At 66.8% G+C, this 12,419-nt stretch carries 10 protein-coding genes; 7 read left to right on the top strand and 3 right to left on the bottom strand.

Translation table 11 applies throughout. The features are described 5' to 3' along the window. Positions 1-29 precede the first annotated feature (29 nt). On the bottom strand, positions 30-1,304 hold the full coding sequence (locus tag GRI62_RS13810) for a glutamate-5-semialdehyde dehydrogenase (protein ID WP_131451294.1): 1,275 nt from the start codon (positions 1,302-1,304) through the stop codon (positions 30-32). A gap of 227 nt (positions 1,305-1,531) precedes the next feature. On the opposite strand from GRI62_RS13810, the gene GRI62_RS13805 reads away from it, so the two are divergent. Together GRI62_RS13805 and GRI62_RS13800 are read left to right on the top strand one after the other, a co-directional pair. Further along, positions 1,532-2,710 carry a M23 family metallopeptidase gene (locus GRI62_RS13805; RefSeq protein ID WP_234027470.1) on the top strand — a complete coding sequence of 393 codons (1,179 nt, stop codon included), beginning with the start codon at positions 1,532-1,534 and terminating at the stop codon, positions 2,708-2,710. Continuing rightward, entirely contained in the window at positions 2,703-3,122 is a 420-nt protein-coding gene (locus GRI62_RS13800; protein ID WP_131451293.1) for a bactofilin family protein, read from the top strand. Before GRI62_RS13805 ends, GRI62_RS13800 begins: the two co-directional genes overlap by 8 nt. A 61-nt stretch (positions 3,123-3,183) precedes the next feature. On the opposite strand, the gene GRI62_RS13795 is transcribed toward GRI62_RS13800, so the two are convergent. Continuing rightward, a complete protein-coding gene (locus tag GRI62_RS13795; RefSeq protein WP_131453659.1) occupies positions 3,184-3,918 on the bottom strand; it encodes a DUF1013 domain-containing protein in 735 nt (244 codons plus the stop codon). Between the two features lie 129 nt (positions 3,919-4,047). Beyond that, positions 4,048-5,052 carry an NAD(P)H-quinone oxidoreductase gene (locus GRI62_RS13790; RefSeq protein ID WP_131451292.1) on the bottom strand — a complete coding sequence of 335 codons (1,005 nt, stop codon included), beginning with the start codon at positions 5,050-5,052 and terminating at the stop codon, positions 4,048-4,050. Between the two features lie 115 nt (positions 5,053-5,167). On the opposite strand from GRI62_RS13790, the gene GRI62_RS13785 reads away from it, so the two are divergent. The 5 genes from GRI62_RS13785 (at position 5,168) to GRI62_RS13760 (ending at position 12,396) form a co-directional block, all read left to right on the top strand. Then, positions 5,168-5,374: a DUF1192 domain-containing protein gene (locus GRI62_RS13785; protein ID WP_131451291.1), complete on the top strand. Its 207-nt coding sequence runs from the start codon at positions 5,168-5,170 to the stop codon at positions 5,372-5,374. 207 nt (positions 5,375-5,581) lie between these two features. Next, on the top strand, positions 5,582-7,957 hold the full coding sequence (gene clpA, locus GRI62_RS13775; RefSeq protein WP_131451289.1) for an ATP-dependent Clp protease ATP-binding subunit ClpA: 2,376 nt from the start codon (positions 5,582-5,584) through the stop codon (positions 7,955-7,957). Between the two features lie 39 nt (positions 7,958-7,996). Next, a complete protein-coding gene (locus GRI62_RS13770; RefSeq protein ID WP_131451288.1) occupies positions 7,997-9,706 on the top strand; it encodes a M1 family metallopeptidase in 1,710 nt (569 codons plus the stop codon). Between the two features lie 47 nt (positions 9,707-9,753). Next, positions 9,754-10,758 (top strand): ligase-associated DNA damage response exonuclease, encoded by a 1,005-nt coding sequence (locus GRI62_RS13765; RefSeq protein ID WP_131451287.1) that lies wholly within the window; start codon positions 9,754-9,756, stop codon positions 10,756-10,758. 15 nt (positions 10,759-10,773) lie between these two features. Continuing rightward, positions 10,774-12,396 (top strand): cisplatin damage response ATP-dependent DNA ligase, encoded by a 1,623-nt coding sequence (locus GRI62_RS13760; RefSeq protein WP_131451286.1) that lies wholly within the window; start codon positions 10,774-10,776, stop codon positions 12,394-12,396. The last annotated feature ends 23 nt before the right edge of the window (positions 12,397-12,419 follow it).

Here is a 12,419-nt window from a genome sequence, read left to right as displayed (position 1 = left end):
ATCGCGGGATCAGGCTTACACCACAGGAGTCACCCGCGCACCTCTCCGTTCCCGAGAACCTGCCACTTGTAGGTGGTCAGCCCCTCCAGCGCGACGGGGCCGCGCGCGTGCAGCCGTCCGGTGGCTATCCCGATTTCCGCGCCCAGCCCGAATTCGCCGCCATCGGCGAACTGGGTGCTGGCGTTGTGCATCACGATGGCGCTGTCGACCTCGGCCAGGAAACGCGCCGCCACGGCACTGTCGGCGGTGACGATGGCATCGGTATGGCCGGACGAATGCGCGGCGATATGGGCCATGGCTGCGTCCGGCCCGTCGACCACGGCGACCGCCAGGATCGCGTCGAGATACTCGGCATCCCAGTCGCCGGCGCTCGCCTCGCCCACGCGGGGATCGATGGCGCGGGCACGGGCATCACCGCGCAGTTCGCACCCCGCCTCCAGCAGGGCGGCCAGCACGCGCTGCGCGGCGGGAAAGGCGGCGTCAAGCAGCAGCGTCTCGGTCGCCCCGCAGATGCCGGGGCGGCGCATCTTGGCGTCGAGCACCACGGCCTCGGCCATGGCGGGATCCGCCGCGGCGTGGACGTAGGTGTGGCAGATACCGTCGAGGTGCGCGAGCACGGGCACGCGGGCATCGGCCTGGACTCGGGCCACCAGGTCCTTGCCCCCGCGCGGCACGATCATGTCGATCAGCCCCGCTGCCCGCAACATTGCGCCCACGGCCGCCCGGTCCTGCGTGGGCAGCAGTTGCACCGCGTCCTCCGGCACGCCCGCGCGGGCCAGGCCCTGCACAAAGGCGGCGTGGAGCGCGCTGTTCGATTGCACGGCATCGCTGCCCCCGCGCAGCAGCGCCGCGTTGCCGGCCATCACGCACAGCGCCGCCGCATCCACGGTGACGTTGGGCCGGCTTTCGTAGATGATCCCGATCACGCCCACCGGCACGCGGCGGCGCACCAGCGTCATGCCTGCGGGCGCCGCGCGCCGGTCGATCTCCTCGCCCACCGGGTCGGGCAGAGCGGCGACGGCCTCTACCGTGGCGACGATGGCATCCAGCCGCGCTTCGTCGAGCGCCAGCCGATCCAGCGTCGCAGGCGGCAGACCCTTTGCCTGCGCCGCCGCGACATCGCGGGCGTTCGCCGCGAGGATCGACGGTGCGTAATCGCGGATAGCGGCCGCGGCAGCGTTCAGGGCAAGCGCCTTGGCCGCGGTATCGAGCTGTGACACCGCTCGCTGGGCCACCCGGCCGCGACGCGCCAATCGTTCCACCATGGCGCCCGTGCCGGTTTCGCTATCCGTATCTGCGTTCATGCCCAAGGCGTAACACCGCGCCACCGGCCTGTCAGGTCGATTCGGATGGCCGCAAGAATCGCTGATTCCCCAATTTGTTCCCGACGATCGGCAGAAAATTTCGCAGTGCGGCAACGTTTCATCGTGAACGCGGTTCGACTCGCCCCGCACAGGGCAGGATGGACTCGACGGGTCAGCGTTAACCGGTAATCCCCCCTCCCGAACCGCCGCAACGGGATGGGGTCGTTTTGAAAATTACAGTCGCTGGCGGTCTGGACCGCCTGCGGAACAGCTTTCCGGAGCGTGAGTTCTTCATGCGCTCCGAAGGGCAGATCCGCTTTATTACCGTGACCACACGGATGCAGATCGCCGCGGCCATTATCACCGTGGCGGCCGCCCTGGCCCTCGTCGTGTCGCTCGTCGGCGTGGCCATCAGCCAGTATCAGGCCAGCGTGGAGCGGTCCGACCTGCTCGAGCGCGAGGCGCAGGTCGCCACCGCCGAGAACCGTTTTGACGCCTATTCGGAAGATCTTGCCGCCACGGTGGCCGATCTCGAGGCGCGCCAGCGCATGCTGGACGGCATCGTCGACATGCTGCCCGCCGATGTCGTCGCCGATGCCGAAGACACCGTGTCGGACTCGCAGGGCGAGTCGGCAAAGCTCATCTCGATGATGCGCGGTGTCTTTCCCGAAGCCGTCGGGCTCGCCCAGGTCGAGGCGCGCCAGCTTGCCGCGGTGGAAGCACTGACGCTCTATGCCGATCGGCGCGCGGCGCGTACCGAGCAGGCGATCCGGTCGCTGGGCATCGATCCGCGCGTGGTGATGAGCGCCAACGAGGCGGCAATGGGTGGTCCGTTCGAAGGCCTGGCTTCCGAGGCTGATGGCTCGCTCGACCCGCGCTTCCGCCGTTTGGGCGTGAGCCTTGCGCGCATGGCGGCGCTGGAAAACGGCCTGGATGCGATCCCGCAGGTCATGCCTGCCGACATCCGCTCCATCTCCTCAGGCTTCGGTTATCGCAGCGATCCGTTCAACGGCAGTGCCACGATGCACTCCGGCCTCGACTTCAGCGGCCCGATGGGCGCCCCGATCCACGCCGCCGCAGAAGGCCGCGTAAGCTTCGTGGGTCAGCGTTCGGGCTATGGCAACGTCGTGGAAATCAGCCACGGTTCGGGCATGATCACCCGCTATGCCCACATGTCCCGCTTCGCCACGCGGATCGGCACCCAGGTTGCCGCGGGCGACGTGATCGGCGCCATCGGCAGCACCGGCCGGTCGACCGGTCCGCACCTCCATTTCGAAGTTCGCATCAACGGCCGCGCGGTGAACCCGCGGCCCTTCCTGGAGACTGCCCCAGATGTTCTCGAAGAAGCCCGAGCAGAATTCGCCCCCCATTCCAATGCCACGCCAGGGAGTCGCACCAATGGCTAACGGTTCAACCTTTTCCGTCATTGGCCCGGATGTGACCATCCGCGGCAATATCGAGGCCACCGTCGACCTGCACGTCGATGGCCAGGTCATCGGTGACATCGCCTGCGCCAGCCTGGTGCAGGGCGAGGGAAGCCGCGTCGAAGGCGAGATCAAGGCCGAGACGGCCCGCCTCTCGGGTCACGTCACCGGCCGCATCGAGGCCAGGAACCTGGTCGTCCTCAAGAGCGCGCGGATCGAAGGCGACGTGTCTTACGAGACGTTGACGATCGAGCAGGGTGCCACGGTCGACGGCCGGTTCGCGCCGTTGGGCAAGAGAGGCAATGCCGGCGGTGCGCAGGCGCAGGCGCAGGCCGCACGCGTGGTGGCCGACAGCGATCAGGACGCCCAACGCAAGATGACGCTTGCCGCCTGACGCGCGTCACATGGACGCAAACGAAAAGGGCGGTCCCGCGGGGCCGCCCTTTTGTGTGTTCCTAGAGTGAACCGGGGCCGGGTTCGGGCGCTGGATTGGCCTCCGCCTCGCGCTTGGCTTCCAGCCAGGCCTCGGCCTCGGCTTCCTGCGCCGCCTGCACCGCAGCCTTGGCCGCCGCTTCGCGTTCGGCCTTGAGCTCTTCAATCAGGGCAAGGCGATCGTCCCGCTTTGCCGGTGCGGGCGTCAGGTCCTCGCCATCGGCTTCGACGGGATCGGCAGCCGGCGCCGCCGCCGCAGCCTTTTTTGCCGCCTTGGCGACGGCCGCATCCAGTTCGCGCTGCGAACACAGCCCCAGCGTCACCGGATCCTTGGGGGTGATGTTCTGGATGTTCCAGTGGCTACGGTCGCGGATGGCGTTGATAGTGTTGCGCGTGGTGCCGATCAGCTTGCCGATCTGTGCGTCGGAAACGTCGGCGTGATTCTTGATGATCCAGGCGATGCCGTCGGGCTTGTCCTGCCGCTTGGAAACCGGCGTGTAGCGCGGGCCCTTGGTGCGGCTGACATCGACAGGTGCCTTTTGCATGACCAGCGCATAGGTCTCGTCGGCCTGGCCCCTCTCGATTTCGTCATGCGTCAGCTCACCCGAATGCACCGGGTCGCGGCCGGTGTACTTGGAGCCCGCCAGGTCGTCCGCCATGGCCTGAACTTCGAGGATATGCAGGCCGCAGAACTGGGCGATCTGCGTGAAGCTCAGCGCGGTGTTGTCCACCAGCCAGCTGGCGGTGGCGTGCGGCATGAGAGGCTTGGGCTGCTGGGCCACGAGGATTCTCCGAAATAAAAGGGCCGCCCCTTGCGGAGCGGCCTGACAGCTTGCCGATGTAGGCTCTTTGCCCGTGCGGGGCAAGCAGTTCGCTGTGCCAGCGCCTCAACCCACCGTCAGGACGATCTTGCCCACGTGCTCCCCCGCCTCCATCCGCGCATGAGCAGCGGCGGCTTCGGCGAGAGGGAAGGCGCGGTCCATCACCGGGCGCAGCGCGCCATCCTCGACCAGCGGCCAGACCTCGCGAAAGATCTCGTCCGCCACCATCGCCTTGAACACGTCGGTCCGCGCCCGCATCGTCGAGCCGGTGATGGTGTGGCGCTTCACCATCAGTTTGTTCATCGCGATCTCCGACACCGCACCGCCCAGCGTGGCGATCACCACCAGCCGGCCATCCTGGGCAAGGCAATCGAGATTGCGCTGGGTATAGTTGCCGGCGACCATGTCGAGCACGATGTCCGCCCCGCGCCCCGCGGTCAGCTCGCGCACGCGCGCGGTGAAATCCTCGGTTTTGTAGTTGATCGCATGATCCGCGCCGATTTCTGAGGCGGCGGCGCATTTCGCATCGGTTCCGGCGGTCGTCAGGACGGTCAGCCCGAACAGCCTGGCAAGCTTGATCGCGGTCGTGCCGATGCCGCTGGTGCCGCCGTGGACGAGCAGCGTCTCGCCATCGCGGGCAAACCCGCGCTGGAACACGTTGTGCCAGACGGTGAACAGCGTTTCGGGCACGGCGGCGGCCTCTGCCAGGGACAGGCCGCCCGACACCGGCAGGCAATGTTCGGGCCGGGCAAGGCAGAACTCGGCATAGCCCCCGCCGCTTACCAGCGCGCAAACGGTGCGGCCGAGTTCGTCCCGGTCCACGCCATCGCCCAGCATCACGACCGTGCCGGCGATCTCCAGCCCGGGAATGTCCGATGCGCCGGGCGGCGGCGGATAGCGGCCCGCGCGTTGCAGGCAATCGGGGCGGTTGACCCCGGCGTGGCTTACACGGACGAGCAGTTCGCCCGGGCCCGGCCGCGGAACATCGCGCGATGCCGCAACCAGCACCTCGGGGCCGCCGGCTCGCGTGATTTCGACCGCAGTCATGCGTGCCGGCAACGTGTCGGCCATCGAGCCTCCCCCCTCCTTGTCTTGCGCCCCGCGCGCCACACCGGCGGCGTGTTTCGCCTCTCCTAGGATGCACCCCCATTGACAGCAAGCGGCGCTGTGGTGATGCTGCAGGGTAATGGAAGACGACGACCGTCCCCGGATGCGTTCCGACGCGGCCAGCCTCCTCGCGAAGGAGGGGCTGGACAGTTACTCTCAGGACGAACTGATGGCGCGGATCGCGCTGCTCGAGACAGAGATCGCGCGGGTCAGGGCGCACCATGCAAGGGCTGCCGACCACCGCAAGGTGGCCGATGCGCTGTTCCGGCCGCGAGAGACCGATTGATGCGCGCGGCGAGGGTCATTTCCACCCCTCGAAATGTGCAGCACGCGTCCCATATAGGTTTCGACCACCGCCATACCGGCGCACGCGGCACCCCCCGGCCGCTAGCCCAGACGTATGCAGGCGCCGCCATTAGGCCCGCGTTAACCATGCGGGTCGCACCTTCTTCCCAAGCCCCGCGGTTCACACCGGGCCCAACCAAGGACTGCAATGCCTAGTTTCGCGCAGAACCTCGAAAAGACACTCCACAACGCGATCCAGCACGCGGTCGACCGCGCGCACGAATACGCCACGCTGGAACACCTGCTGCTGGCGCTCGTCGATGACAGCGATGCCGACGAGGTGATGACCGCCTGCGGCGTGGATCTGGAAGAGCTGGCTGGCGTCGTGCGCCAGTATCTCGACCAGGAATACCAGTCGCTGAAGACGGAGGAGGATGCCGACCCGCAGCCCACCGCCGGTTTCCAGCGGGTAATCCAGCGCGCTATCCTGCACGTGCAGAGTTCGGGCAAGGACACCGTTACCGGTGCCAACGTGCTCGTGGCGCTGTTCTCCGAACGCGATTCCTACGCCGTCTATTTCCTTCAGCAGCAGGACATGAGCCGGCTCGATGCGGTCAGCTTCATCAGCCACGGCATCGGCAAGGGCGGACGCCAGATCGATACGCGTGCGGCCACCGGCGGTGACGAGGAGGCGCAGGCCAAGGGCGGCGAGGACAAGGCGGACGGCAAGAAGAAGGATTCGGCGCTCGACCAGTTCTGCGTGAACCTCAACCAGAAGGCGCTCGACGGAAAGGTGGATCCGCTGATCGGTCGCGGACCCGAGGTCGACCGGACGGTGCAGATCCTCTGCCGCCGGTCGAAGAACAACCCGCTGTACGTGGGCGATCCGGGCGTCGGCAAGACGGCCATCGCCGAAGGCCTGGCGCGCAAGATCGTCGAAGGCGATGTGCCTGAGGTCCTGCTGGATGCGGTGATCTACTCGCTCGACATGGGCGCGCTGCTGGCCGGAACCCGCTATCGCGGCGACTTCGAGGAGCGGCTGAAGCAGGTCGTCAATGAGCTCGAGAAGATGCCCGATGCGGTGCTGTTCATCGACGAGATCCATACCGTGATCGGTGCCGGTGCCACCAGCGGCGGGGCGATGGATGCCAGCAACCTGCTGAAGCCCGCCCTGTCGGGCGGCACGATCCGCTGCATCGGTTCGACCACCTACAAGGAATTCCGCAATCACTTCGAAAAGGACCGCGCATTGCTGCGCCGGTTCCAGAAGATCGACGTGAACGAGCCCACGGTGGAGGACACGATCAAGATCCTCAAGGGTCTGCGCAGCGCGTTCGAGGATCACCACAAGGTCAAGTACACGCCCGATGCCATCAAGACCGCGGTCGAGATGAGCGCGCGCTACATCAACGACCGCAAGCTGCCGGACAAGGCCATCGACGTGATCGACGAGGTCGGCGCGATGCAGATGCTGGTGCCGCCCAGCAAGCGCCGCAAGACGATCACCAGCAAGGACATCGAAAAGGTCATCGCGACGATGGCGCGTATCCCGCCCAAGTCGGTCAGCAAGGACGACAAGGCCGCGCTGGCGAACCTGGAAAAGGATCTGAAGCGCGTCGTCTATGGCCAGGACGAGGCGATCCAGCGGTTGTCGACCGCGATGAAGCTGAGCCGCGCGGGCCTGCGCGAACCGGAAAAGCCCATCGGCAGTTTCCTGTTCTCCGGCCCCACGGGCGTCGGCAAGACCGAGGTCGCGCGCCAGCTCGCCAGCGTCATGGGCATCGAGCTCAAGCGTTTCGACATGTCGGAATACATGGAGCGTCACTCGGTCAGCCGCCTGATCGGCGCGCCTCCGGGCTATGTCGGTTACGATCAGGGCGGCCTGCTGACCGATGCCATCGACCAGCACCCGCACTGCGTGCTGCTGCTCGACGAGATCGAAAAGGCGCACCCCGACCTGTTCAACATCCTGCTACAGGTGATGGATAACGGCAAGCTGACCGATCACCACGGCAAGACCGTCGATTTCCGCAACGTGGTCCTCATCATGACCACGAATGCCGGCGCGTCGGATGCCGCGAAACAGTCGATCGGCTTTGGCGCCGGGCAGAAGGTGGAAGCCTCGGAAGAGGCGGTGAAGAAGATGTTCACCCCCGAATTCCGCAACCGCCTCGATGCCGTGGTGCCGTTTGCCTACCTTGGCCCTGAGACGATCAGCCGGGTGGTGGACAAGTTCATCCTCCAGCTCGAGTTGCAACTCGCCGAGCAGAACGTGCACATCCAGTTCGATTCCGATGCGCGCGAATGGCTGGGCAAGCGCGGTTACGACAGGCTGATGGGCGCCCGCCCGATGTCGCGCCTGATCCAGGAACGGATCAAGCAGCCGCTGGCCGAGGAACTGCTGTTCGGCAAGCTGGCGCAGGGCGGCGAGGTGCACGTGAGCGTGAAGGACGACAAGCCGGCCTTCGAACTGACCCCTGCACCGCCCAGGCCGAAGAAGGTCAAGGCGAAGAAGGCGGAAGGTTCCGAGACCGATGCATCGGCCGCCGGCGATGCGGACACCGGCGGCGCAGACAGCGAGTAAAATATGGCGTGGCATGGCTGCCCGGGTTAATCCGGCGGCATGATGCCACGCCAACTTGCCGTTGCCGGCGCCCTCGCGCTTTTCGCCCTGCCGCCTGCCGCATCGGCACAGGATGCGCCGCCGATTGCCGAGCGCACGGCGCAGAGCGACCTTCCGCTCGAAGGGCCGCGCGCGGCAACGCGGATTGGCCATGCCTCTCTATCCATCTCCGTCACGCCCGCCACGCGCAGCATTGCGGGCCGCGCGCTGCACCAGGTCGTCGCTCTCAGCGATACCGCGCAACTCCAGTTCGACCTCGACCCGCGCTTCGCCATCAGCGAAATCGTGGTGGACGACGTGGCCGTGCCCGCCTCGGGCTGGCGTAACCCCGATGGCCTGCTGACCATCGACCTGCCCCGTCCGCTGGGCGCCGGAGAGCGCGCGCTGGTCTCGATCATGTACACCGGCGTGCCGCACGTCGCGACCAATCCGCCGTGGGATGGTGGATTCACCTGGGCGACGACCCCCGGCGGCGAGCCATGGATCGCCACCAGCATCCAGGGCGAAGGGTGCGACATGTTCTGGCCGTGCATCGACCATTCCTCGCACCGCAGCGATTCGCTCGACCTGATGGTCACCGTGCCGGACGGCCTCGTCGCCGCCGGGAACGGGCGACTTGTCGCAGAGCGTGACAACGGCAACGGCACCACCACATTCCATTGGCAGGCGCGCGATCCCAGCAACTACGGCATCACCCTGCAAATCGGTCCCTACGAGCTGGCCGAACGGACCTACCGAAGCCGCTACGGCAACGAAATCCCGCTGATGTTCTGGCACCTGCCCGGCCACGGCGAGGAGGCGGAGCGGCTGCTGGGCGAGCTGGCCGACCAGGTGCGCTTCTTCGAGGAGGTCGTCGGCCCCTACCCCTTCGCCGACGAAAAGGCGGGCGTGGCCGAGACCCCGCATCTGGGCATGGAGCACCAGACGATCAACGCCTACGGCAACGCATTCCGCCGCGATCCGCTCGGCTACGACTGGCTGCTTGCGCACGAGTTCGCCCACGAATGGTTCGCCAATCAGCTGACCCATGCCAGCATCAATCACATGTGGCTGCACGAGGGCATCGGCACCTGGATGCAGCCGCTCTACCTCGGCTGGGCGCGCGGCCAGATGTATTACGACGCCGCCATGTGGGAGAACCGCAAGGCGATTGTCAGCCGCGTGCCGCTGGTTCCGCCGGAGGGCCAGTTGCCGGATTACAACGACCGCGCGGCCGGGTGGGGCACCGACATCTACTACAAGGGCGCGTGGATCATGCACACCTTGCGCGCGCTTGTCGGCGAAGAGGTGCTGTCCCCGGCACTGACCGAGCTGACCTACGGCACCACCGATCCGCAGCCCGGCGCCATCCGCCCGGTGAACCGCACCACGGAGGATTTCCGCCGCATCCTGCAGGCACACGGCGCGGGCGATCTCGATTGGTTCTTCGATGCCTATTTCCATCAGGCAGCGCTGCCCCGGCTCGAAGCACGGCAGGAGGGCACGACCCTTTCCCTCGCCTGGCAGACCCCGTCCGCCATGCCCTTCGCCATGCCGGTGGAAGTGCGGGTGGGGGACAGCATCGTCACCGTGCCCATGGCCGAGGGACGCGGCGATCTGTCGTTGCCCGATGCGGGCACGAGCTGGCTCGCCGATCCGCGCAACCTGGTCCTGAAGCAGGACGATGCCATCGACGCCTGGCGCGCAGCCGAGCGGCGGCGGGGGGACTAAAGGCCGGGGTCGGAACGAAACCCCCCGCTCCCGGCTTCTAGCAGGCGATGGCCGCGCCGTTTTCCTGGATCGTTCCTGACCCGCACGGGGTCTACATCCCGCCAGCCGATTGCTGGATCGATCCTTCGAAACCGGTCGCCAAGGCCCTCGTTACCCACGGCCATGCCGATCATGCCCGCGGCGGACATGGCAAGACCGTGGCGACGCCGGAAACGCTGGCGATCATGGAACTGCGCTACAACACGCGCGAAAACGTCCGCCCCGTGGCCTATGGTGAGACCGTGCGGCTCGATGGCGGTGTGGACGCGACCTACGTGCCCGCCGGCCACGTGCTCGGCAGCGCACAGATCCTGCTGGAACACGCGGGCGAGCGGGTAGTGATCACCGGCGATTACAAGCGCCGCCCCGATCCGACCTGCCCGCCGTTCGAAGTGACGAAGTGCGACGTGTTCATTACCGAGGCGACCTTCGGCCTGCCGCTGTTCACGCATCCCCCGATCGAGGAGGAAATGGCCAAGCTGCTGGATCGGCTGGCTGCCTACCCCGACCGCTGCGTGCTGGTGGGTGCCTATGCGCTGGGCAAGGCGCAGCGGGTGATCGCCGAGTTGCGCCGCGCCGGACATCACGAACCCATCTATCTCCACGGGGCGATGGAAAAGATGTGCCGCCTTTACGAGGAATTCGGCGTCGACCTTGGCGAACTGCGCATGGTGATGGACTATACCAAGGACGACATTCGCGGGCACGTGGTCATCAGCCCGCCCGGCGCTCTGAACGACCGCTGGAGCCGCCGCCTGCCCGACCCCATCACCGCCATGGCATCGGGCTGGATGCGGGTGCGCCAGCGCGCCCGCCAGCGCAACGTGGAGCTGCCGCTGGTCATCTCCGATCATGCCGACTGGAACGAACTCACCCGCACTATCCAGGAAGTCGACCCTTACGAGACATGGATCACCCACGGCCGCGAGGAAGCGCTGCTGCGCTGGCACCAGTTGCACCAGCGCCGGGCCCGCGCGCTGGCCATGGTGGGCTACGAGGATGAAGATGACTGAGCGGGACGCTTAGGAATGGAAGACTTCGCCACACTCATCGATGCGCTGGTCTATACCCGCAGCCGTAACGAGAAGCTGCGGCTGATCGCGGAATACCTTCGCGCGACGCCCGATCCCGATCGCGGCTGGGCACTGGCGGCGCTGACCGACGGGCTGGATTTCAAGGCGGTCAAGTCGAGCACGATCCGCAACCTGCTCAAGGACCGGGTCGATCCGGTGCTGTGGACGCTCAGCCGCGATTTCGTTGGCGATACGGCGGAAACGGCGAGCTTCCTGTGGCCCGAACCGCTGGGCGAGGTGGCGCCGCCGCCATCGGTGAGCGAAGCTGTCGCCGCGCTTGATGGCATGACGCGGATAAGCGTGCTTACCGAACTGCCGCGCCTGCTCGACCGCCTCGATGCGTCGGGCCGTTATGCGCTGCTGAAGCTTGCCACCGGCGGGATGCGGATCGGCATTTCGGCGCGACTGGCCAAGGTTGCCTTTGCGAAGGCCTTTGCTGTCTCGGTCGACGAGGTGGAAGAATACTGGCACGCCCTCGCGCCGCCCTTTGTCGAGTTGTTCGACTGGGCCGCAGGCGGCGCGGCGCCGCCCGATACGGCCAATATGCCGCTGTTCCGTCCCTTCATGCTCGCCCATCCGCTGGAAGAGCTGCGCGTCGATCTTGCCGACTACGCCGCCGAATGGAAGTGGGATGGGATCCGCGTGCAGCTCGTCCATGTCGGCGGCGAAACGCGGCTCTATTCGCGTGGCGGTGACGATATCTCGGCCACCTTCCCCGAGCTGCTGCCGCTGCTCGCCTTTCCCGCCATTCTCGACGGCGAGCTGTTGGTGCGCGGCAGCCACCAGGGCGGCAAAGGCAGCGATGCGGCGCAGGGCGGCGCGGCCAGCTTCAACGCCTTGCAGCAGCGATTGGGACGCAAGACCGTGAGCAAGGCGATGCTCGCCGATTACCCGGCCTTCGTGCGGCTTTACGACGTGCTGATGCTCGATGGCGAAGACGTGCGCCAGCAGGCATGGTCGGACCGGCGCGCGCGGCTGGAGGGCCTCATGCCGCGCCTGCCCGATAGCCACTTCGATATCAGCCAGCTGCTTGACGCCCGCGATTTCGATCACCTTGCCGATATCCGCGGCGGCACCCGCGACGAGGCGATCGAGGGGCTGATGCTCAAGCGCCGCGACAGCCCCTACGTCGCCGGCCGGCGCACCGGGCTGTGGTACAAGTGGAAGCGCGATCCGCTGCTGGTCGATTGCGTACTGATGTACGCCCAGCGCGGCAGCGGAAAGCGCAGCAGCTTCTACTCGGACTACACCTTCGGTTGCTGGGACGGCGACCCCGACGCCGACGGACTCGGCGGCACCGAGCTACTGCCCGTCGGCAAGGCCTATTCCGGCTTCACCGACGAGGAATTGAAGAAGATCGACCGCCACGTGCGGCAGAACACCGTCAACCGCTTCGGCCCGGTGCGTGAGACCAATCGCAGTCTGGTGTTCGAGGTCGCCTTCGATTCGGTCCATAAGAGCAAGCGCCACAAGAGCGGCTTAGCCATGCGCTTTCCGCGCATCCACCGCATCCGCTGGGACAAGCCGGCGCACGAGGCTGACCGGATCGAGGCGTTGCGGGCGCTGGTCAAGGACTGACCCACGCCCGCCGCGTAGCGAAG

This window comes from Aurantiacibacter arachoides (genome assembly GCF_009827335.1).
GTDB classification, from domain to species: domain Bacteria; phylum Pseudomonadota; class Alphaproteobacteria; order Sphingomonadales; family Sphingomonadaceae; genus Alteraurantiacibacter; species Alteraurantiacibacter arachoides.
The sequence above is the reverse complement of the archived record's forward strand: the minus strand, read 5'-3'. Positions and strand labels throughout refer to the sequence as shown.